Genomic DNA, 24,329 nt, shown 5'->3' with positions numbered 1-24,329 from the left:
AAAACCGCTTCGTTCTGAAGCGGTTTGTGTTTATATATAAACTATCCCCGGATAGTTTATAATTTTTTCAGGCTGAAATGACGAGATTCAGACACTCCCGAAGGTGCCTCTGACTGTACTGTTCCTATAGCAGAGTCAAAAGTACCCCTATACATCGTTAAATAAATAACATCACCAGCAGCTAAATTTACCAGACAATGGAATGAAATAGGGGTATTTCCTGCTCCAGCAATAAGCTGCCCTATATTTGCACGGGTACCGGCAACAACATTGGCTATAGCCGTTCCATTTTTTGTAATACTAAGATTAACTCCTATGTAGCTACTAGTCCCTACAGTACCTCCTGCTCCAAAATAAGACAGGGCATCAAGTTCATAGATACCTGTTTCATTAATGATAAAACGATTGTTCCCTGCATCCCATGAGGCTGTTGAACCTTGATTGATTTGCACTTCACCTGCAGTAAAAGGTAATACCTGTGGAATACCAGAATTAAAACTGGCTGTAGAAGGTAAATTATAAGTAGAGTTTGTTGACATACTAATAATAGTATTAATAGTATTATTGGGGTTTATAACTACTGCTTCCCAAGTGACCACACCGCCTGTATCACCATTATTGATTAACATGACAAACCAACCCTGTCCTAAACCAATGGATGACACAGGCAATCCCATCTGATTATCGATTAGCTCACTTCCATTAGCCGTTACAGATAAACTAGATGTACCCGTGTTTTTAATATAATACACGCGTCCTTTAATATGCCCCTGTACAGGATAAGCAACTGTAGCAGCCGGCAGTGTTACAGTACCCGCTGAGCTACCGTTATAAGCTACATAATAATCCGTTATACCCATGCTGTAATTCGTAGAAATCAAACGGTATTGCGCTGAAAGACTTCCGTTAATTTCTAATGTGCTTCCAGGAGTAGATGTATTAATACCGACATTCCCTAACTGCCCTAAAAGGCAATAACTCAAAAGAGATAAAAATCCCATCAATAATTTTTTCATTACATATAATTTTTTTGGGTTCTACATACATTAATATCAGAATATCCAAATGATATTATTTATAAAAAAATCATTTTTGATTATATGAATGAAACTATAATTAAAAGTATTTTACTTTTGTAATAATCTATAAAACTGAGTTGCTTATTTATCTCCTACTGAAATTTATTTATTAAAAAAACAAAAAACACTTCAGTAGTTTTCATTACAACAAATATACAAATAAATAAAATACATTATTAATAATTTAACATTTTAACATTTAATTAAAAATATTAACAACAAATAATGAAAATAAATACTATTTTATCTTTTAAATCAAATTTTCAAAACAATATACTATATAACGCAAAAAAGCTGTTTCATTTCTGAAACAGCTTTCGTATAACTCAAAACCAATAATTAGAATTTAATTACAGATTTCATTCTTTCGTTTTCTTCCATTACCAATTCATCATCAACAAGGATTTTTCCAGAGTGCTCATCAATGATGATTTTCTTTCTCTGAGCAATTTCCATTTGCTTTTGAGGAGGGATAGTGAAGAAAGATCCTTTTGGAGCTCCTCTTTCTAATCCTACTACCGCAAGACCGTTGATAGAGTTGGTTCTGATTCTGTTGTAAGAAGCTAATAATCTCTCATCAATTTTACCTGCAAATTCTTTAGACTGCTCTAAAAGATATTCTTCTTCTTTCTGCGTTTCAGAGATCAAACCATCCAATTCTTCTTTCTTGAATTTCAAGTGGCTTTTCAAATCATCGATCTTAGAGTTCAGTTCGCTTAAAGTTTCGTTTTTGTGAGCGATTTTAGCTCCGAATTCTTTAATTCTTTTTTCAGCAAGCTGAATTTCCAGATCCTGGAATTCCATTTCCTTCCCTAATGCTTCAAACTCTTTATTGTTTCTTACATTATCCTGCTGAGATTTGTATTTCTCAATTAAAGTTTTAGCATGGTTAATTACTTCATGCTTTGTTTTGATCTGATCGTCCTGATCTTTGATATCAGCATGAAATTTTTCAGCTCTTTTTTCAAGACCTTCAATCTCAATCTCAAGATCTTCAACTTCAATTGGCAATTCTCCTCTAGTATTTCGGATTTCATCCAATCTTGAATCAATGATCTGTAAATCGTATAAAGCTCTTAATTTTTCTTCAACTGAAATATCGTTGGTTTTTGCCATATTTAAATGAAATAATTTACTGGGTTTGTTTTTTCAATAGATTTTGAAATTGCAAATGTACTAAATTTTTGTGATAAAATTTCAAATAATTGTTGGGTAACAAATTGTTCTGATTCATAATGTCCTATATCACAGATCAGCATTTTAGACTCAGCGAGAAAATAGTCGTGATATTTAAGATCTCCGGTAAGGTAAGCATCACATTTCTTGGCAGCTGCAGATCGTATTCCACTTGCTCCTGAGCCTCCCAGAACCCCTACTCTTTTGATTTTTTTATTGTTAAAAGAGGAATGTTTTATCACTTCCAAACCAAATTTTTCTTTTACAAATCCAAGGAAATCTTTTTCATTCATTTCTTCTTCCAGATCACCGTACATTCCCAAGCCGGCATGATGATTTTTATTATCCAGATTATAAACCTGATAGGCTACTTCTTCATAAGGGTGCGCTGTCTTCATAGCGCCCACAATCTGCCCTTGTTTAAAACCTTCAAAAATCACAGAGATCATATCTTCATCCGCATTTTCGCGAATTCCCTGTTGTCCTGAAAACGGATTTGAACCTTCTACAGGCCTGAATGTTCCGTTACCATTCACTGTAAAACTGCATTCATCATAAAATCCGATATTTCCTGCTCCAGCTGAGAACATGGCTTCTTTCACTTTTTCTGAATAGTCTTTGGGAACAAAAACCGTCAACTGTTTTAAATTATTTTCTTTAGGCTGAAGAATTTTCATATTCTTTAATCCCAACTGACTGCATATCCCATGGTTCACTCCAAAGAAATCATTATCAAATGCGGTGTGGATGGCATAAATAGCTACTTTATTTTCAATAGCTTTTAAAACAGCTCTCTCTACGTAGTTCTTCCCTGTTAAAGATTTTAATCCGGAAAATATAATGGGATGAAAACAAACGATCAGATTGCAGTTTCTCTCAATAGCTTCATCAACCACATTTTCCAACGCATCATGGCAAACCAGAATTCCTGATACATCACGGTCATAAACCCCACACAGTAATCCTACATTATCAAAATCTTCAGCCTGTCTGATACTTATTTCCTCTTCAATCTTTGCAATTACAGTTTTTAGCTTCATTAATTTTATATTTTACAGTTACAGCGAAGATATTAATTTTACGGGAAAAATTTCCACACCCATAAAAAAACCGGCTTTCATAAACCGGTTTTATTTTGATATTAAAAAAGACTGTTAATCTTTGAAAAGAGATACTCTTGTAAAGGATTCTACCACTACATTACAGTTGATATCGGATTCCATAAAAAGTTGATATCCTCTTCCCGGATCAAGACTCGCTGGGTCTGCAATGGTATAGAAATAAAAGGTAAGAATATTCCCTGTTCCACTGGAACCACTCGGTACCAACTGGATAGAGTTAATTTCAAAACCAGAATCGGGATTTTTTAAGGTAGCCTTTATTGATCCTGAAGAGTTAGACCCCGGAGTGATGGTAGCAATTGCTCTCCAAACGTGAACCTGCCCGTTAATTTCATTTTCTCTCCATTTACCGGTGGCTGCAATATAGATATTACTGGTAACTCCCGGAAAGGGAACTGTGGTTTCCGGCCAGCTTGTAGTAGGGCTTGCGGCAAAGACTAACGGGGTAGCATACAGTATCTGTTGTCTTGGTCCGTAGCCGCTTCCTGCTGCACTTAAACTGAATGAGGGTTTTACATTTGCGTTTCCAGAATTGATTTTAACGACACCGTCGTTACCAGCCTGAGAAGATGTGGGAACAAAAAGCTGTCTCCAGAGGGTACCGTCCCAATACTGGAAATTATTCGTTGTCGTATTAAAAATAAGGGTTCCTGCAGTAAGGTTAGGGTTTACCACACCTGCAGGAGGTACTGTGGAAACGTCGTTATCTGCCAGGTTAGTATCCCGGTCAGTATCTGTAAGACGAGGAATAAGAATTCCTTTTTGGTTGGAAACTATATCCAGTACTGAAGCCCCATTCGGCGCTGAAGTATTAATCCCAACCTGAGCGTTAACAAAACTGCTTATTATAAACAGAATAAACAAGGTTAAAATTTTTCTCATGATATAAAGCTTTTGTAGAATAAAATTACAAACTTGGACAAAAAAAATGTTAAAAATTTAATTTTTATATGTCATATTTTATTCGTATTTTACTAAATACAACACATTGAAAATCATAATATTAACATACGATAATTCACTTTTTAATGATAGATTTTTCTTTAACATTTGCAAGATTCTTTTAACAATCATATATTTACCGTATACATTATAGAAATTATTAACTTCGCTGTGAAATAACCTTATATAAATGGAAAGAGAACATAATCTGATTCCTGAAGACAAACTTTGGAAAAGATTCCTTTACCGGATAATTTATCGCTCCGATACGAAGCTTGGAAAACTGTTCGACATCATATTATTGTCTTTAATTCTTGCCAGTACTGCTATCATTATGATGGAAAGTGTACCAAAGCTTGATAAAAAATTCCATTATACCTTTCTGATTCTCGAATGGATCATCTCTATTTTTTTTACAGCAGAATATTCTATGCGGATTGCGGTGGTAAAAAATAAACGGAATTATATATTCAGTTTTTTCGGAATTATAGATTTCCTGGCTCTTGTTCCTTTTTTTCTAAGCTTTATTTTCCCGGTTACTAAATATTTTCTCATTTTCAGAATGCTGAGAATGCTGAGAGTGTTCAGAATTTTCAACTTGCTGGATTTTATGAATGACGGGTATTTTATTGTAAGGGCATTAAAAAACAGTTCAAGGAAAATTTATATCTTTCTCCTCTTTCTGATTATTTTCTCAGTCATTGTAGGATCACTTATGTTTATGGTAGAAGGCGGAAGAGAAGGCTTTGAAACAATACCCCAATCCATCTACTGGGCAGTTGTTACAGTAACTACTGTAGGCTATGGTGATGTATCGCCTATCACGCCTTTAGGAAAGTTCTTTGCTGTTATTCTTATGCTGGCGGGTTATTCCATTATTGCAGTTCCTACCGGAATTGTAACAGCCGAAATGAGAAACAAAAGACAGAACCTGGAAATAGTATGTGACCGCTGTGGTAATGATGATATTGATGATGATGCAAGGTATTGTAAGAAATGTGGCAAGAAATTAGCTTAATATTTGGTATAAGTAAAATTTATTCACCAAATACCACAAAATCATGGAACCAAAAAAGAAAAACAGACCGAATAGCTTAGTGATTATTCTTTTTGCACTGATTGTGCTGATGATCATCATCTACTTTATATTAGCAATGTTCTTCCCTACCGTATTTGACCTTATGAATAAAGGAGAAATACAGCCTGTACCCAATAAATGATGAGTAATGAGCAATGGGTAATGTGCGATGTAAAATATCTGATAATCAATAACAACCACAGAATAAAATAAAAAAGATGAGTAAAATATTTTGCTCATCTTTTTTCATCAATATTTTTCAAATCAAATTCTATTCAATCTTCATAAAAAAAAAGGCGGATCATCAATGACCCGCCTTCCCTTTTTTTATTTAAATGATGAATTATTTTTTAATAGCTTTAATAGTCTGCTTGGATCCGTCTTTCATTTCAAGTGTTATTAAATAAACTCCTTGCATCAAATCTCTTAAATGGATTGTAGATTCAGGGTTGGTAATAGTTTTCACCAATCTTCCTGTAGCATCTGTTACCGTTACATTTTTAACATTTTTCACATCAGAGATATTCAATACATCCGTAAATGGATTAGGATAAAGCTGGATATTATTTTTCGCTTTAGCAACTTCAGCTGTTGCCAGGTTCGCATTATTAATACTGATATCGTCAATATACAGATTATACTGGTCTGGATCTGAATACGCATTAAATCCAAAGAAATACACTCCTGTTGTAGGCACAGTAAACGTTATAGATTCTGTATGAGCCATTTCATCATTAATTGAAGGATAATCTGCAATAGAACCTGTCATAGCTGCTGCAGCTGGTGAAGTTCCGTATGCTACCTTCAATTTTTCAACATAGGTTGATGAGTTATTACCATATTTATAACTGATGGTATACTGCACTCCTGCTGTCAAATTCAATCCTTGTGTAAAGAACCATGCATTACCAGAATTGGAAGAGTTATACTGGTATTTCAACACATTGGTAGTGAATCCCTGGCTATCGGAAGGAGGATCCATTGTTTCCCAATCGTTTCCTGTTCCCGCATTAACATTATTTGTGCAACCAGGTAGATCTGGAACAGTAACGTTTTCAAAATCTATTGTATAAGGAATATTCGTACTTGAACATAATGTTGTAAAGGTAGCAGAATCACTCCATATACTTTTACTTGTTGCGCTACATGCAGATCTTACCCATACGTAATAAGGAGTGGAAGCAGCTAAACCTGGAATATTATAAGTGGTTGCAGTAACTCCTGTAAAGTTAGGGGTACTTGTTGCTGTAGGTGCTGTATTGGTTGTACTGTAATAAATATCATAGCCGCTAGCCGGAACCGGAGTGGCTGCTGCCCAGGAAACTGTAGCTCCTGCAGCGGTAATATTAGAAACAGCTAATGCATTAGGTTCGCTACAAGCCGGTGCTACATCTATATTAATATCATCAACGTATAATTGATTCATATTAGCATCAGAATAGGCCTGGAATCCAAAATAATACACTCCCGTAGTTGTTGGTGTGAAGTTCGCAAAAGCACTTGTTGCGGTACTGATAACAATATCCGAGTGGTCTGCTAATGTATTGGTCATTCCTGCACTTGTAGCCGAAGTTCCATAGGCAACTTTCAGTTTTTCAGCATATACAGTTCCTTCCGCATTGGCATATTTATATTTAATTCTGTAGGTCACTCCTGCAGTAAGATTAATTCCATTGGTAAAAAACCAGGTATTCGCATTCTCTGCATAGTCGTAAGAATACTGAAGAACATTCCCTGTAAATCCCTGAGCATCAAGATCACCTGTTTCCCACATATTTCCTGCCCCATCATTTACTACCGAGGTACAAGTTGGCATATCTGGTGGAGTTATACTTTCAAAATCCAATGCATAAGGTACTCCCACAGCAACACACGAGGTCATAAATGTGGACATTTGAGACCATGCACTCTTATTAGAAGAACTACAGACAGAACGCACCCATACATGGTAAGTAGTAGCTGGTGCAAGTGTAGACAGATTGGCAGTTAATCCACTGCTTGCCCCTGAAACTACTGTTGCAGCAGTTGGATACGTACTGGAAGTTGAATAATAATACTCATAGCCGCTTCCTGGTGCAGAAGACGGAGCTGTCCATCCTACCTGAGCTGAATTTGCCGTAACAGCAGATACTGTTAAAGCAGTCGGAGCAAAACAAGTCGGAACCGCCCCAATTACTACTGTATAATCATGAGCTTCTCCATATCCATCTGTATTACAAGGAATAGGATCTCCGGAGAATCTATCCCCTACTCTCATTCTGTAAGTACCTGGAGTTACAGTTGAAGGAATTGTTATAAGTCCTGCTGTAATATTATCACCTCCTACAAGCGTACTGCTTGCAGAAGCTACAAGCTCCGGAGCTGCATCATCAAAAGTTCCATCGTTATTGAAATCTATCCAGATACGAACATTCTGATCACTGTAATCATGTTTAACGCTAAAATCATAACTTAAACCTGCACTGAGATTAATCGTCATAGAAGTATAATCTCCATATGCATCAGTAGAACAACCTGTATTCGGATGATCAAATCCCGCTCCCGGAATTGCAAAAGAATCTATCACATCCCCGCCACTACAGCCACTAGCGAACGCAGGCGTACAATAGGTTTGCGCAGAGGATAAAAAGCCAGTTATTAAGAAACCAACGAGTAAAAAGTTTTTCATATAAATCAGTATTAGTTAATCAAATCTAGTGAAAATCAACAATAAAAAAAATATTTTTTTCATCATATGACAACAAATACAAATTTTCTTTCAACAAAAGACAATTACCCTTATAAACAAAAGAGACCGCTCCAATTGAACAGTCTCTTTTTTCTATTTTTAAAAGAAATTATTTATTTCTTAATAGCCTTAACGGTTTGTTTAGATCCGTCTTTCATATTCAGCACTACTAAATACATTCCTTCTTTCAGATCTCTCAACTGAAGTTCAGAGGAAGGTTTTTCAATTGTTTTAACCAATCTTCCGGCAGAATCAAGAATGGAAACTGATTTTACTTTATCTGGTTTTGCAATATTCAGGGTATCTCTAAATGGATTCGGATAAACCTCTATACTTTCTCCGTTTTTAGAAACTTCAGAAACTCCCAAAGTCCCTTTGGAAATAGTAATTGTAAAAGGAAATTCTAAAAAATCCACAGTTGAACTTTCATTCCCAACATTCACATAATACACAGTTCCCGGAACAGTATCAATCGATATTGGTGTAGAATGCCAACCTCTGGTAATACAAGTTAAACTTCCACACCCTCCTTTATAAACTCCAACCTTAGGAAATTCACTTCCTATAGGTGATACTATAATTTTATGAGTAGAACCGTCCCCTGTAAACGTAAACCATGTACCATCATTCATTGCCGGGCTACAAGTTGTAACAAATCCATTATTATTAGTTGCAGCTAACGCATCTGTTTGTGTGTAACTATAAGGAAATACAGAAGCAACCAAAGCTCCGGAACAACTGTCATTAACTGGAACCGGTGGCAATGTTCCAATGCATATATTAAATCCGACAACTTCACTTGGGTATCTAGTATTAAATACTCTTATATAATAAGTTTGGCCTATTGTAAGCCCGGAAACCCCGCCCATACGATGGGAACATTTAATACTTGTAAGGTTACCACAATCACCACTAAAAAGCTGAAAGTAGATTTCATTACCGAACTGCACCCCAAGAGAAACCAAATCTTTCAATTGAATCAAATGACCTGTTGCGGTAGCCGTAAACTTAAACCAGACATCTCCCGGTTTTGCAACACCATTGCATGTAGGAGCTGATATATTCGATGCTGTAGCCCCCATTGTACTACCAGCTGTTGCAACGGAACAATTCACATCAGAATTTACAGGCAAAGTAATGGCATTTATACATTCATCATTGGGAGGAGGTGGTGTATTATCTGTCCCTATACATATATCAAAATCCATAGCACTGGATTGTTGCGTCGAACTACTATAAACCCTTATATAATAAGTATCTCCTACTGTAAGATTATCTACAGCCAAAGCATTCAGATAAGAACAAGAAAGACTAGCTAAACTATTACAATCCCCCTTATAAACCTGAAAACGTAAAGTAGGAGCAAAAAATACCGGGACTTTATAGATAATATTACTTAATCTAATAACATGTTTATTACCTGTTGCTGTAAATTTGAACCATACATCATAATTAGGACTATTATAGCAAGTAACAGGTGACAGACTGGAATCTGTCGCGGATATAATAGTTCCTTGAGTAATGCTTGCACAATTCAAATCAGGATTTACAGGTAAGTCTATAGCATTTCCACATTCATCATTGACTGGTGGTGGTGGAAACGTTACCACACATATATCAAAATTTTGAGCAGCACCATAATTAGCACGAGTAAACACTTTTACGTAATAAGTTTCACCCGGGGTAAGATTACTTACAATTGAATAATATTGAGGTTCATCGCTACATGCAATAGTTGTTAAGTTACCACAGCTTCCTTTAAAAACAGAAAAATATATAAACTTATTATTTATTTCTCCTACGGAGGTTATATTACTTAATTTAATCATATGTTTGGAAGCTATAGCAGTAAATTTATACCACACATCATTATGACTATAAGAATTAATACATGAATTTTGCCCCTGATTAGATACAGACGCCATTAAATTTGTACCAGGAGTAAAATTTGTACAATCCATAGTTGGACTAACAACTAAATCCACAGCATTTGTACATTCATCATTAGATGGAGGCAATGCTCCCGTCTTAAATTTGATATTAACACAACCGGAAGACTCACCAGCCAACCCAACAGCATTTACACTCAGATAATAAGTTGTATAAACCGATAGTGGAGATGATGGAGTAAAACTTGTTGTAGCTACCGATTGCTGATCAACCACATCCGTTCCTCCCAGAGTAGTCCCTATAGAAACCTTATACCCTGTAGCTCCTGGTGATGCAGCCCAGGTAATAACCGGAGAAGTGGGTAAAAGGATTGCATTATTAACAGGGTAAGAAACAGCAGGGCAAACAGGTAAAACACTTGGTACCAAACCCTGAAGACTTACTACAGATTTATAAGGCAAAGGCGTTCCATTTAAACTCGTTGAAGGATCACCTGAATAGACTGGAGAATTAGTAAAAATCCCTCCCCCTTCTGTAGTACTATAAACAAAAAACTGATTAGGAGGAATATCATTAAACATCTTTTGATGAACTCCAATTACTAAATTCTGGGCATTATCATACGGGAATGGAGTTGTAAAAATAATATCTATCACACCATTTGTATTAGCAACCGTACCTGAATAAACCTTTATCATCGGCCCTGTTGGAATCCAGTTATCATTAGCCGCAAAAGTAGTTTTCGTTGTATGCCCAAGATAAATATCCCATTGTGCGGCATACCCCATGTTAGCAGAAGGCGCTACATAAAATTTAAGTCCTGTAATATTACCTGCAGCATCAGCATTGATCTCTTGTTTTGTATAAATCTGCTGAGAATAAGATCTAAAAGCATTACCGACTGGCGCATTACCCACGTCTGTACTTCCTGCACCTAATTTAATTTGAGCACTTAGTACAATACTTACCATTAGTAAGCATAAAAATAAGATTTTCTTCATGTATAAGTTTTTGGTTATTAATACATCCACGAATTTACAATAATTTGAAACATCTTTTTTTAAGTTTTAAAAAAAAGAAATAATGATAGATCTGTAGGCATCTACACCACAAATAATAATAAAAAACGACAGCCAAATAGCTGCCGTTTCATAGGATATGATTAATAAATTTTATCTTTTAATTGCCTTAACCGTTTGTTTAGATCCGTCTTTCATATTCAATACTACTAAATACATTCCTTGTTTCAGGTCTCTCAATTGAAGTTCAGAAGAAGGATTATCAATGGTTTTCACCAATCTTCCGGAAACATCAACAATTGAAACAGATTTTACTTTAGAAGCATCTGAGATATTCAGAACATCCACAAATGGATTAGGATAAGCTTTAATCTCATTATTTTTCTTTTCAACCTCAGCTGTTGCAAGACCAGAACAGCCTTGAGTTACTGAAATACTGTAGTTACCAACTCTGGTTGCAGCATATCCTGTAAGCAAGATATAATACGTAGTACCAGCAACTCCTGTAAAGGTTAATGTAGGAGCATTATAAAGAGAAACTGTACATCCGGCATCAGCATACCCTACACCAGAACTATTACTAAAACAAGTAAGTGAACCACAAGTACCCGTGTATACTCTTAGATATGCATCATATTGTGTACCACAAGCATCAATAGTAATAGGCCCATTTTCAGTAGCTTTTACTGTATACCACACTCCTTTATAAGATGCAGTAGAACCTGTACTACCACATGATGAAGCAGGAAGAGTTTCATCACCAGCCAGTGCATTTACACCCTGAACTGTTCCGTTACAAGCTATCGCAGTAGCTGTATCACATGTATCATTAACTACAGGCGAAGGAGTAGTCACTGCAATCTGGAAATTAGATGTTGTAGTTGCCGTACTTGTAGAAGAGTACACTCTCACGTAATATGTCTGACCTACAGCAAGATTTTGTAACAATATGTTGGAATTTCCATAAGCACCATCAAAACAAGTCATAGCTGTTAAAGCCCCACATGTTCCAGAATATATCTGTGTACTTGTTGCATTATCAGTATATAAAACATGTACAAGATGCGTAGCAGCTGTTGCAGTAAACGAATACCAAACATCATCATTGATTCCAGATGCACTACATGTAGGAGCTGTAACTCCTGAACTCTGAGTAGCACTTACAGTAGAACCGTTCACAGCGTTTAGGAAAGCATCAGTACTGCTCACAGAAAGAACTGTAGCGTTTGCACAGTCATCATTTGCAGGAGGTGGCGGAGGCGTACCAATACAAATATTGAAGCTATTAGCATACAGCGTAGTACCATTCGTATTAGAATTATAAACTCTCACATAATAAGTCTGACCTGCAGTAAGACCAGTAAGTGGAGTATTTACAGAAGTACCACATTTAATACTTGTCAAAGTACCGCAAACACCACTGAACACCTGAGTGTATAAACTCGTTGATGTAGAAGTTCCAACCGCAGTAACATTTGAAAGCATTACTACATGATCAGTACCTGTAGCGGTAAATTTATACCAAACATCATCATCAGCCGTTCCTGTACATGGACTTACCGCCAACCCTGAGTTAGTTGCGCTTAAAGTTGTTCCCGATACAGGTGTAGCACATGTCAAAGTAGAGTTTACTGATAAGGAAACAGCAGCTGAACACTCATCATTAGCAGGAGCAGCAGGAAGTGTTCCCATACAGATATCAAAAGAATTTGCATAAAAACTCGCTCCCGAATTAGCATCATACGTATACACTCTTACATAATAAGTCTGACCCGCTGTAAGACCTGTTAAGTTTGTAAAGTTTGTATTTGAGCTGATACATGAAGTACTTACCAAAGCTCCACAAGCACCACTGAATACCTGAGCATACAAAGATGTCGTAGAAGCAGTTCCAACAGAAACTATATTCTTCAACTGAAAAGTATGACCTGTTCCTGTTGCAGTAAATTTATACCAAACATCATCATCAGCCGTTCCTGAACAAGATCCAAGAGCAACTCCTGAACTTGTTCCTCCTAATGTTGTTCCTGTTGTTATACTTGTACAGCTCATATCAGGATTGATTGTAATTGCCACAGCATTAGCACAGTCATCATTTGCTGGTGGCGGTGGCGGCGTACTTACACAAATATTAAAGCTCGCATTAGCTGTAACCGTAGTAGAGTAAGTATAAACTCTTACATAATAAGTCTGTCCCGGAGTAAGACCGGTAACAATATTTGTTTCAGCATCAGAACACAGTAGACTTGTCAAAGTACCACAGTTTCCTGACAATACCTGGAAATACATATCAGTAGTTCCTGTTGTAGTTCCGGTAGAAGTTATATTAGATATCGCTATTACATGACTTGCTGCCGTTGCAGTAAACTTATACCATACATCATCATTCGGGCCTCCGAAACAAGTACCTGCAGCCATAGATTCTGTAGCTCCCAAAGTATTACCAGGAGTTGTAGCAGTACAGGTTAAAGAAGGATTTACTGTTACATCCACTGCACCTGAACAATTATCATTTGCCGGAGGTACTACAGTAGTCGTGAAATTTCTTTCAGTACAACCTGTTGATACTACACCACCGTTATAAGCTGTAATAGTATAATAATACTGAGTTGTCGGATTCAGTTGCTGCGCAGAAGTAAGGGTATAAGCAGTAACATTTCCCATATCAAAATTACTCAAAACATTGGAAGCACCCGCAGATGTCCCAATACTTAATCTATATCCTAATGCTCCGCTTACAGCAGACCAAGAGAAAGTAGGTAATACAGGTATACCAACCTGAGCACTTGTAGGTGCGCTCACAGACGGGCATCCCAATGTAGCCATTGTGGTAAAAGATCTTTCTGTACATCCTGTAGAAGTACCTGCAGAATTTACAGCATATACTGTATAGTAATATTGAGTATTGAAACTCAAAGAACTGGTTAAAGTGTAAGAGTTTGTGATTCCTACATCCTGCATATTCATAACATTTGTTCCTCCAGGTGTTGTTCCTATACTAATCTTATATGATGAAGCATAGTTGGAAGCAGTCCAGGTAATCGTAGGCATTACAGAAACATTGGTTGCTGCAGTAGCAGGTGCAGAAACTGCAGGACAAGCTGGAGCTGTTGCCGGAGTAAGTCCCAACAGACCTGTAACTGATTTTGTTGTTGTTCTTGATCCTGTTGGAGGTGATGCCGGGTCTGGGTTTACAGTGTCACTTCTATTATACAGCGTTGAATTAGAAGGTCCGGTATAGGTGTAGAATTTGTTTGTGGTTGCTGTATAATCAGCAGTATTCTCATCTATAGCAAACACAAGGTTATCTGTATTGTTATAAGCAAAAGGAGTTGTAAAATTGACAATCACTTCTCCTCCTGAAGCACTTACAATACCCGCAAAAACCTGAGTCATACCAGACACAGGAATCCAATCCGATGTACTGGAAAAAGAAGTTTTGGTCGTATGAGCTACATACACTACCCAATCTACAGATTTTGAAATATCAGCATTGTTCGGAAGATAAAACTTCATCCCGGTAATAGCACCTGCAGCACTCGCATTAATTTCACTTTTAGTAAAAATCTGCTGGGTGTAGTTATATCCGTAGTTGACATCAACCGGGACGTATCCGCCCTGGGACGTCCCACTGCCGAGTGTTACCTGGGCATTCATAATAGAAGCTATTAAAAATAGACTTAATAGTAGTAATTTCTTCATAAATAGTAATAATATAAGTTAGGGCGGTAAATGTATAAATATTAATTTAAAATTTAAATTAAATATTTAAAATATCATAAAATATTAAACAAAAACACTTAAAAATACCATTAAAACACAATAAAACTAAACATTTATTTAAATTTAACTATTATTTCGCAATACATTGAAAAATAATAAATTACTGAAAATCAAATATTTAAATACTATACAACTAAAATAGACTTCAGAAAATTTTTCTATTTAACATAAAAAAATATTTAAAATTTTTCACTAATATTGACAATATGTAAACAAAAAAAAGAGTGACCTAAGCCACTCTTTTTTATTATAAGGTATTTTCTAGTTTAAATAAAACTCATATTTATTAAGAAGTTGAATTTCTTTAATCAAATCTCCGTTAAGATCCACCGAATGTTTCATAGACTGCACTTCAATATGAGAGTCATCTTCGATATTTTTAATAAAGAATTTCAATTTTTGATTTCCTTTGTTTCTATCGAGAACCGTTCTGAAAAAATCGAGATCTTCAGGTCTTACATCCATTACATCCATTACTAAAGATATACTCTTCGCAAAACGTTCAAATGCTTCCTGAAGCTCTATGACATCATTTACATTAACGAAGACTCTTCCATCTTTTACCTGAGCGAATTTTATTTTAAAAATAACAAACCTCTGAACTTCCAGTTTCTCCTTCAATCTCATATAATCTCTGTCCCCGAGTCTGAATGAGTACGAACCGGAATAATCTTCCAGCGTAACAAAAGCCACTTTCTCACCACTTCTAAAACCATCCTGAACCCTATATTCCGTAATAAGACCGGCTACTGTATATTCTTTCCCGCCGCCGCCATTTTCTCTCTCTTTCTGAAGCGTTTTCCAGTCTTTCTTTTTCTCTTCAAATAATTCCTCCTGTTTATTGGAAAAAGCCTGCTCTTTGTAAGCATCTACCTCATCCAGATTCAGGAACAAGAAATTTCCTTTGGGCTCTGCTTTTTTAGTTACCTCTTCCACTACTTCCTCTTCACCAGCCACTACATCATCTGAGACAATTTCTGTAAGATCTACAGCATCATCCTGAGCATCCTGTTCCAATACAGGCGCTTCATCCGTAACTACTTTATCTTCCTCATTTTTTTCAAGAACAGATTTTTTAGAAAGCTGCCCCTGCATAAACTGGAACTGGTATTTAAACTCATCCAGCGGATGCGCAGAAAGATAGAAACCAATGATCTCCTTTTCTTTATTAAGCTTATGCATATTTGGCCATTCCGGACAAGGTGCTAATTTAGGCTGCTCAATCTGAACTTCTTCTGCAAAATCAGCAAATAAAGAATGTTCCATCTCGTTTTTGCTTTCCTGGAAGCTCTGTCCGTATCTGATAAGTCTTTCAAGGTTGGTCTTTCCAGCCATATCAATATCAAAATACTGTCCTCTATGGAAAGAATCAAGCTCATCAAAAGCTCCGGCAAGCACTAAACTTTCCGCTACCCTCTTATTCATCTGGGAAGGCATTATTCTTTCAAAGAAATCATAAATATTTTTAAATCTTCCGTTTTCTCTTTCCCTTGTAATTCCTTCACTCGGTCCTTCACCAATTCCTTTGATTGCTCCCAATCCGAAACGTATTTGCCCTTTTTCGTTTACAGAGAACTTGTATTGAGATTCATTTACATCCGGTCCTAATACATCCACTCCCATACTCTTACAATCTTCCATGAACATGGTAATAGAATCCGTATTGTTAATGTTATTACTCATTACACTTGCCATATATTCCGCGGGATAATTTGCTTTTAAATAAGCCGTCTGGTAAGCAATAAAAGCATAACACGTTGAGTGAGACTTATTGAAGGCATATTCCGCAAAGGCTTTCCAGTCATTCCAGATTTTCTCTAACCTTTCCTCATTCAGATTGTTTTTTCTACCACCTTCAATGAATTTCGGGTACATTTTATTAAGAACATCAATCTGCTTTTTACCCATCGCTTTTCTCAAAGTATCAGCTTCACCTTTCGTAAAGTTGGCCAGTTTTTGAGACAAAAGCATTACCTGCTCCTGATAAACGGTAATCCCGTATGTTTCCTTTAAATACTCTTCTGTTTCCGGTAAATCATAAACAATTTCTTCAATTCCATGCTTTCTGTTGATGAAGTTTGGAATATATTTAATCGGACCTGGACGGTACAATGCGTTCATGGCAATAAGATCGGCAAAAACCGTTGGCTTAAGCTCTCTCATGTATTTTTGCATCCCAGGACTTTCATACTGGAAAATCCCGACCGTTCTTCCTTCTTTAAATAACTGATACGTTTTGGTATCATCAAGCGGAATAAGATCCGGATCAATATCTATATCATATCTAGCTTTCACCAGCTTCAATGCATCTTTAATAATAGTCAGAGTTCTCAACCCCAGGAAGTCCATCTTTAAAAGACCTGCACTTTCCGCAACGGAGTTATCAAACTGCGATACTAAGATATCAGCATCTTTCGCAGCAATGGTCACAGGAACCAGATTACTCACATCTTCCGGTGTAATGATTACCCCACAGGCATGAATTCCGGTATTTCTGATACACCCTTCCATCTTTTTGGCACTCGCCAAAACACCATGTCTCGCATCATCAGGACTCTCAAGAACATACCTCATCTCATCAACGAGCATCTGTTCTTCAGGCTTTAATTTATCATATTTTGCTAACGCTTTCGCAATGTTCATCCCCGGACTCGGAGGAATCAACTTAGCAATATTGTTCGTGTCAGGAATTGGGACATCCAAAACTCTTCCGGCATCTTTAATGGCAGATTTTCCACCCAACACTGAATACGTAATAATCTGTGCTACCTGAGTTTTCCCATATTTTTCAACTACCCATTTGATAATTTTATCTCGTCCTTCATCATCAAAGTCAATATCAATATCAGGCATGGAAACCCTTTCCGGGTTTAGGAATCTCTCAAAAAGGAGATCATATTTAATCGGATCTACATTGGTAATTCCAATACAGTAAGCTACAGCAGATCCTGCGGCAGATCCCCTTCCAGGGCCAACCCAAACACCCATATTACGAGCTTCGTTACAGAAATCCTGTACAATAAGGAAGTATCCCGGATAACCGGTATTGGCAATTACTTCAAGCTCGAAGTCAAGACGTTCTTTAATTTCAGCAGAAATTTCACTCATAAGCCCCGAATCGACATACCTTCTTTTCGCCCCTTCATAGGTAAGATAGGTAAGATAAGCCATCTCCCCTCTTTTTCCTCCGTCTACCTCATCTTCTGCATGGATAAATTCTTCAGGAATATCAAACTTCGGAAGGAGAACGTCCCTTTTTAAAGTATATGGTTTAAACTTTGCCGTAAACTCTTCATAAGCATCAAAAGCATCAGGATAAGCTAAAAAGGCTTCTTTTATTTCATCAGAATTTTTAATAAAATATTCACCTGTAGCCAACCCTCTTCTTTTACCGAATCCTTTACCAATAGGTGTTGTCAGCTTTTCACCATCTTTGATACAGCTTACAATATCCTGGATATTAGAATCATCCTTATTGGTATAAAAAGTTTCATTCTGAGCTAGAATTTTAACCTCGTATTTATCCGCCAGATATAACAAAACTTCATTCAAATGCTCTTCTTCAGGCAGTTTATGATTCTGAATCTGAACATAAAAATCATCTTCAAAGGTATCTTTCCACCACTTGAAAAGTTCTTCCCCTTTCTGCTCACCGGTATTTAAAATCGCATCAGGAATATCTCCCATAATTCCAGAAGTCAAAGCTATGACCCCTTCTTTATACTGGGCTATCAACTCTCTGCTCACCCTCGGAACTCCAAAATAGAATCCTTTCAGAAATCCAATACTGGAAAGCTTTGCCAGGTTTTTATATCCATTAAAATCTTTCGCCAAAAGCACCACCTGTGTCCTCCTGTCCGGATCATCTTTCGTAAACTGCTTTTGTTCATAACGTTCCGAAATATAAAATTCGCAGCCTACAACTGGTATAAGCGGTTCGGAAACAGGCTCAGTTTCATTAAACTCTGTTCCGTTTTCTTCTGCTTCCTGTTTTTTTGCAAGGTATTCTTTATGTTTCTTTGCCCTGTCTCCATTAGCCCCCTCTACTGCTGAAACAAATTTGAAAGCTCCCATCATGTTTCCCAGATCCACCATACCGACGGCCGGGAAGTTTTCATCAGAAGCTTTTTTAATCAAATCATTGATGCTTGAAGTAGCGGTAAGTGTAGAGAAAACACTGTGATTATCAAAATTGAAATATTTACCTAAATCAATTTCGTCAATACTTCCAAAATCCTGCTGCTTTTTCTTATTATGAAAATCAGCAACCTGCCTTCTGATAACTATATTGAAAGGCTTAATCGGATCCGGATAAAGACTTCTGAAATAAGCAAGCTGATCTTCTGAAATCTTTAATGTTTCAGCGGGTACTACTCCAATTCTTACCATTTCAAAGAAAGCTCTGGCAGTAGCATTTACGTCGGCAGCAGCATTATGGGCTTCATCAAATTTATTTCCATAAAGTTTTTCATAAAGCTCTTCAAGTTTCGGAGGTTTGAATCTTCCTCCACGTCCTCCGCCAAGCTGACAGAAATCGGTTCCCAAAATCATGGTATCTGCTTTGGGTTTTTCCTGAAGATTATCTTTCAGATTTTTTCTGTAAAATTCTGCTCCTACAATATTATAGTCGAATTCTACATTATGTCCGGACACTACCCTTACCCTTTCAAGGACTTTAGAAAACTCTTCAAGAATCTCCTGGAGATCCCGTCCTTCTTCATTGGCAATCTTGGTTGTAATTCCGTGAATACGCGCTGCGTTGAAGGGAATATCATACCCTTCAGGTTTTATTATATAATCCTGGTTTTCAATCAGGTTCCCATCATCGTCGTGCACCTGCCATGCAATCTGAACCATTCTTGGCCAGTTATCCGAGTCTGAAAGCGGAGCGTTGAAATTTTTTGGTAAACCGGTTGTTTCTGTGTCAAAAATTAAATACATATAATGTTCTAACTTTTTTATAAAAAGAGAATGTAAAGTTACTTCATTTTTTCCAATTATTAGTTTACGATAAAACACAAAAACGTACAATATTCAGAATAGTCAAACTGTTTTATTTTATAAAAAAGACAACCAACTCAAACAATGTTGAAATAAAATATTAAAAAGCTATTAAAAAAATTAGAATTATTTACCAAAAACTATTAATTACTAAATATTTACCATATATTTGACAGATTACAATTTTAATATTTCAACAACTAACATGAAGAAACATCTACTTCTCATCAGCACATTAGCAATAGCTTTAGTAAGTGCACAAAACAACGATGGTTTAAAGAGAGAATTTGAAAGGCAAAACAAAGAGAATAATGAAAAGTTTGACTCTTATGTTTCTAGAAGATTTGGTAGTGATAGAAATCCTGAAACTCAAAAAATAATTCAGGAAATGAGAGAAAATCTGGCAGGTTTTAGTGGAAATGTTCCCAACTTTTATCAGTCAGAAGATCAAACTCAAATTTTAAACAACAATGTGGATGCCTTAACCACCGCGGGAGGTGTCAATGGACTATCCGGATCATTTAAAGGCGAAGGCATTGTATATGCAATTTTTGACGGAGGCAGAATTTATGAAGCGCATACTGCTTTTAATAATGCAGCAGGCAGAATTTCCAATAAAGAAGCCGCAACTAATGCTTACAGTGCGCATTCCACGGGGGTAGCAAGTATTATCGGTGCGAAATCCTCGCCCTTGTCAGCTACCAGTAATGGAGTAACAATCACAGGAAATGCAATGGGAATCGCATTAAATTCTACAATGGATTCTTACAGATTTGCAACGACAACACTGCCGGGCAACTCAGCTACAAGTACTGTATTTGATAAAATTTTGCTGGCTCAACCTAAAATATCCAATCACTCTTATGGGATCAATGCTGCCTGGGATTATAAAACTACAGCTAACGGATATCCTGCCAACGGATGGTATTGGGGAGGAAATTATATTTCCGGAACTAATTATGATTTAATGGGAACCTATTATACCAATGACCGTGCATATGACGCTATCGTGTATAATAACCCAACGTATACTATCGTTAAATCTGCCGGAAATTATTTCGGATTCGGACCTGGATATTCAGGCAGTCCTACAACAGCTTATTATTATAACGGATCAGGATATTCTACGTATGCAACAGGTACAGAACCACCTGCTAACTGTGCGCAAGGATATGACTGTATAGGGTACAGTTCATTAGCTAAAAATATTATTGTAGTGGGTGCAACAGATCCTATTACAACAAATAGCAGTAGATATACTGCAGCTACAGATGTTTTAAAGTCTGATTATAGCAGCGCAGGCCCAAGAGATGATGGTGGTATTAAACCCGATATTTCTGCTCCGGGTACCGATGTCTGGATGGCATCTACAGCAGAAAACACAACAGGAAGTATAACATGGCAAATTAATAGCGGAACCTCAATGGCTGCTCCTCAGGTAGCTGGAATTATTGGGCTTTGGATGCAGATTTATAAATCTTTATTCAACAATGCTCAGCTTATTGCTTCTGCTTCAAAAACTTTAATGGTGCATTCAGCGCTTGAAGCGGGTCAGATAGGTCCAGATCCATGGTACGGTTGGGGATACATCAATGCAAAAAAAGGAGCTGAACTTCTTGTAGGAAAATCCAACAACACCATCATATTTAATGACGAAACATTAAACAATGGTGCCGTTAACACAAAAACAGTTAAAGCATCAGGAACTGAGCCTTTAAAAGTAACCATATCCTGGATTGATCCGGAATATACCAATATTACGAATCAATGGGATAATCTGTATAACAACAGAACCTCAAGATTAATTAACGATCTAGATGTAAAGATTATCAATACAACAAACAATACTACTTACCTTCCCTGGAAACTAGATGCAAACAATCCTATGACTCCTGCAACAAAAGGAGATAACACCGTGGACAATGTAGAACAGGTAGTTATTGACAATCCTACGCCTGGAGCAGTTTATAGAATTGAAATTTCTCATAAAGGAACATTAAAAAATAACGCTTCTCCGAGTGTTACTTCTCCTCAAAACTACTCTGTTATCGTAACAGGATTTACTGAAGTATTAGGAACTAAAGAAACAGGATTCGCAATGGATGCTGTAACCGTAGCTCCAAGTGTTGTAAAAGACTTTACCAATATATTAAAAGCGCCTAAAAAGTCTACTTTTAATGTTTATGATCTTTCAGGTAAAAAATTACAGACAGGTGTCATTAACAATGATAAAGAAGCAGTAGATTTATCCACTTACACAAAAGGAATTTACATCATTGAAGTAAAAACAGACAAAGATGTTATTTCTAAAAAAGTGATTAAGGAATAACCTATATCAACAAAGATTTTACACAAAATACTAACAGTTGTTAGTATTTTGTTTTTTTATGTATATTTGCTTCCTATGGAAAATGCACTTCACGAAAAAGTTTCTCAGGATATATTACTCAAAGCGTATAATCATATGATGCTGGCGAAAGCCATGGCAGACATCTATGAAGAAAACAGAAATGTATGTAAATACGTTCACAGTACTTCCAGAGGTCACGAAGCTATTCAGCTTGCAACAGCTTATCAGCTAAAGAAAGAAGACTGGGTTTCTCCTTATTACAGAGACGAAAGTATTCTTTTAGGGATCGGTTTTGAACCTTATCAATTAATGCTTCAATTACTAGCCAAAGCTGATGATCCTTTTTCGGGAGGAAGATCATATTACTCACACCCTTCAAGTAGGGATGAAAACAAGCCAAAAATTGTTCACCAGAGTTCTGCCACAGGAATGCAGACCATTCCTACGACAGGAGTAGCACAGGGTATCAAATACATTCAGGATTTCAACCTTCAGAATTTTGAAAACAATCCTGTTGTGGTTTGTAGTCTTGGAGATAATTCTGTGACAGAAGGTGAAGTAAGTGAAGCTTTACAATTTGCCGCTTTACACCAGCTTCCTATTATCTTTTTGGTTCAGGATAACGAATGGGGAATTTCCGTAACAAAAGACGAGGCAAGAACCTGTGACGCTTATGATTTTGTAGCTGGATTTACCGGATTAAGCAGAATGAGAGTAGATGGAACTGATTTCGTAGAAAGTTTTGAAGCTATGAAAAAAGCCGTAGACTTTGTAAGAACAGAAAGAAAACCGTTGGTTGTCTGTGCAAAGACTGTATTGATCGGACATCACACTTCAGGAGTAAGAAGAGAATTCTATAGAGACGAAGAAGACTTAACAAAACACAGAGCTAAAGATCCGGGGGAAATCCTTAGAAAACATTTACTGGAAACAGGTGTTGATGAGGATCTTTTAAAGCAAATAACTAAAAAGGCACGTCTTGAAGCTGAAGAAGCTTTCGAAAAAGCTAAAAATGCAGAAGATCCAAAGCCTGAAACTGTAATGCAGCACGTTTTTGCTCCTACTCCAATCACTGAGGAAACTGGAACACGTGAACCTGCCAACGGAGAAAAAATTGTAATGGTAGATGCTGCCATCCATGCAATACAGGAATTGATGTGGAAACATCCGGAAGCTCTTCTTTACGGACAGGATGTAGGGGAAAGAATTGGTGGAGTTTTTCGTGAAACGGTTACTTTAGGAAAAAAATTCGGAAGCAAAAGAGTTTTCAACACAGCAATTCAGGAGGCTTATATCATTGGATCTACAGCCGGAATGAGCGCTGTGGGATTGAAACCCATCGTTGAGGTTCAGTTTGCAGATTATATCTATCCGGGAATCAACCAGTTAATCACAGAGATTTCAAAATCCAGCTATTTAAGTGGCGGAAAATTCCCTGTTAGCAATATCATCCGTGTTCCTATCGGAGCCTATGGCGGCGGCGGTCCTTACCACAGTGGAAGTGTTGAAAGTATACTTGCCAATATCAAAGGAATCAAAATAGCTTACCCAAGTAATGCTGCAGACTTTAAAGGTTTATTAAAAGCAGCTTATTATGACCCGAATCCGGTAGTAATGCTGGAACACAAAGGATTATACTGGAGTAAAGTTCCGGGAACTGAAGATGCTAAAACGATAGAACCTGCTGAAGACTATGTTCTTCCATTCGGAAAAGGTAAAGTGATCATTGAAGCTGATAAAGATGAAACTGAAAAAGGCAGAACTTTATTAGTAGTTACTTACGGTATGGGAGTTTACTGGGCTAAAGAAGCAGCCAAGAATTTCAACGGAAGAGTTGAAGTAATTGATTTAAGAACATTAATTCCTCTGGATGAAGAACTTGTTTTTGAAAGAGTAAAAGCGCATGGAAAATGTATCGTTCTTACAGAAGAGCAACTCAACAACTCTTTTGCAGAAGCATTTGCGCATCGTATTTCTAAAAACTGCTTCAAGTATCTTGATGCACCTGTAGAAACGATGGGATCTCTGGATGTACCTGCTGTCCCGATCAATCTGGTGCTGGAAAAAGAGATGCTTCCAAATGCTGAAAAGCTTAGCAGTAAGATCGAAGAAATGCTGAAATATTAAATATATGAAACCTCTGAAAAATCAGAGGTTTTTTT

12 protein-coding genes are annotated in these 24,329 nt (G+C 36.8%); 4 read left to right on the top strand and 8 right to left on the bottom strand.

Annotated features, from left to right (window positions below):
- Nucleotides 1–56: 56 nt before the first annotated feature.
- From REB14_RS16530 to REB14_RS16515, 4 genes are all read right to left on the bottom strand, one after another.
- Nucleotides 57–1,016: a hypothetical protein gene (locus REB14_RS16530; RefSeq protein ID WP_309522718.1), complete on the bottom strand. Its 960-nt coding sequence runs from the start codon at nucleotides 1,014–1,016 to the stop codon at nucleotides 57–59.
- A 402-nt stretch (nucleotides 1,017–1,418) separates the two neighbouring features.
- Complete coding sequence (locus REB14_RS16525) at nucleotides 1,419–2,195, bottom strand: zinc ribbon domain-containing protein (RefSeq protein ID WP_034695298.1); 777 nt, start codon at nucleotides 2,193–2,195, stop codon at nucleotides 1,419–1,421.
- Between the two features lie 2 nt (nucleotides 2,196–2,197).
- Nucleotides 2,198–3,295 carry a Nif3-like dinuclear metal center hexameric protein gene (locus REB14_RS16520; RefSeq protein ID WP_079241012.1) on the bottom strand — a complete coding sequence of 366 codons (1,098 nt, stop codon included), beginning with the start codon at nucleotides 3,293–3,295 and terminating at the stop codon, nucleotides 2,198–2,200.
- A gap of 114 nt (nucleotides 3,296–3,409) precedes the next feature.
- Nucleotides 3,410–4,258: a hypothetical protein gene (locus tag REB14_RS16515; RefSeq protein WP_309522717.1), complete on the bottom strand. Its 849-nt coding sequence runs from the start codon at nucleotides 4,256–4,258 to the stop codon at nucleotides 3,410–3,412.
- 250 nt (nucleotides 4,259–4,508) lie between these two features.
- On the opposite strand from REB14_RS16515, the gene REB14_RS16510 reads away from it, so the two are divergent.
- Together REB14_RS16510 and REB14_RS16505 are read left to right on the top strand one after the other, a co-directional pair.
- Nucleotides 4,509–5,336: an ion transporter gene (locus REB14_RS16510; protein WP_079241010.1), complete on the top strand. Its 828-nt coding sequence runs from the start codon at nucleotides 4,509–4,511 to the stop codon at nucleotides 5,334–5,336.
- A gap of 43 nt (nucleotides 5,337–5,379) precedes the next feature.
- Nucleotides 5,380–5,538 (top strand): hypothetical protein, encoded by a 159-nt coding sequence (locus tag REB14_RS16505; protein ID WP_156106430.1) that lies wholly within the window; start codon nucleotides 5,380–5,382, stop codon nucleotides 5,536–5,538.
- A 201-nt stretch (nucleotides 5,539–5,739) separates the two neighbouring features.
- Here REB14_RS16505 and REB14_RS16500 read toward each other — a convergent pair whose 3' ends face one another.
- From REB14_RS16500 to dnaE, 4 genes are all read right to left on the bottom strand, one after another.
- Entirely contained in the window at nucleotides 5,740–8,064 is a 2,325-nt protein-coding gene (locus REB14_RS16500) for a GEVED domain-containing protein (protein WP_309522716.1), read from the bottom strand.
- A 173-nt stretch (nucleotides 8,065–8,237) separates the two neighbouring features.
- On the bottom strand, nucleotides 8,238–11,015 hold the full coding sequence (locus REB14_RS16495; protein WP_309522715.1) for a T9SS type A sorting domain-containing protein: 2,778 nt from the start codon (nucleotides 11,013–11,015) through the stop codon (nucleotides 8,238–8,240).
- Nucleotides 11,016–11,186: 171 nt separating this feature from the next.
- Nucleotides 11,187–14,735 (bottom strand): T9SS type A sorting domain-containing protein, encoded by a 3,549-nt coding sequence (locus tag REB14_RS16490; RefSeq protein ID WP_309522714.1) that lies wholly within the window; start codon nucleotides 14,733–14,735, stop codon nucleotides 11,187–11,189.
- 342 nt (nucleotides 14,736–15,077) lie between these two features.
- Nucleotides 15,078–19,757 (bottom strand): DNA polymerase III subunit alpha, encoded by a 4,680-nt coding sequence (gene dnaE, locus REB14_RS16485; RefSeq protein WP_079241006.1) that lies wholly within the window; start codon nucleotides 19,755–19,757, stop codon nucleotides 15,078–15,080.
- A gap of 265 nt (nucleotides 19,758–20,022) precedes the next feature.
- Here dnaE and REB14_RS16480 point away from each other — a divergent pair, with 265 nt between their 5' ends.
- The gene (locus REB14_RS16480) at nucleotides 20,023–22,146 is read left to right on the top strand and encodes a S8 family peptidase (RefSeq protein WP_309522713.1); all 2,124 of its coding nucleotides are present in this window, start codon (nucleotides 20,023–20,025) and stop codon (nucleotides 22,144–22,146) included.
- Nucleotides 22,147–22,221: 75 nt separating this feature from the next.
- Nucleotides 22,222–24,294, top strand: coding sequence for an alpha-ketoacid dehydrogenase subunit alpha/beta (locus REB14_RS16475; RefSeq protein ID WP_079241005.1), 2,073 nt, complete (start codon nucleotides 22,222–22,224; stop codon nucleotides 24,292–24,294).
- Nucleotides 24,295–24,329 lie beyond the last annotated feature (35 nt).

It is taken from the genome of Chryseobacterium metallicongregator (assembly GCF_031324065.1).
GTDB classification, from domain to species: domain Bacteria; phylum Bacteroidota; class Bacteroidia; order Flavobacteriales; family Weeksellaceae; genus Chryseobacterium; species Chryseobacterium metallicongregator.
This window is presented reverse-complemented; position numbering and strand designations above follow the sequence as displayed.

Bases quoted from the DNA above. Each gene is read 5' to 3' on its own strand.
- REB14_RS16530 (WP_309522718.1), bottom strand. From the start codon at position 1,016: ATGAAAAAATTATTGATGGGATTTTTATCTCTTTTGAGTTATTGCCTT.
- REB14_RS16525 (WP_034695298.1), bottom strand. From the start codon at position 2,195: ATGGCAAAAACCAACGATATTTCAGTTGAAGAAAAATTAAGAGCTTTA.
- REB14_RS16520 (WP_079241012.1), bottom strand. From the start codon at position 3,295: ATGAAGCTAAAAACTGTAATTGCAAAGATTGAAGAGGAAATAAGTATC.
- REB14_RS16515 (WP_309522717.1), bottom strand. From the start codon at position 4,258: ATGAGAAAAATTTTAACCTTGTTTATTCTGTTTATAATAAGCAGTTTT.
- REB14_RS16510 (WP_079241010.1), top strand. From the start codon at position 4,509: ATGGAAAGAGAACATAATCTGATTCCTGAAGACAAACTTTGGAAAAGA.
- REB14_RS16505 (WP_156106430.1), top strand. From the start codon at position 5,380: ATGGAACCAAAAAAGAAAAACAGACCGAATAGCTTAGTGATTATTCTT.
- REB14_RS16500 (WP_309522716.1), bottom strand. From the start codon at position 8,064: ATGAAAAACTTTTTACTCGTTGGTTTCTTAATAACTGGCTTTTTATCC.
- REB14_RS16495 (WP_309522715.1), bottom strand. From the start codon at position 11,015: ATGAAGAAAATCTTATTTTTATGCTTACTAATGGTAAGTATTGTACTA.
- REB14_RS16490 (WP_309522714.1), bottom strand. From the start codon at position 14,735: ATGAAGAAATTACTACTATTAAGTCTATTTTTAATAGCTTCTATTATG.
- dnaE (WP_079241006.1), bottom strand. From the start codon at position 19,757: ATGTATTTAATTTTTGACACAGAAACAACCGGTTTACCAAAAAATTTC.
- REB14_RS16480 (WP_309522713.1), top strand. From the start codon at position 20,023: ATGAAGAAACATCTACTTCTCATCAGCACATTAGCAATAGCTTTAGTA.
- REB14_RS16475 (WP_079241005.1), top strand. From the start codon at position 22,222: ATGGAAAATGCACTTCACGAAAAAGTTTCTCAGGATATATTACTCAAA.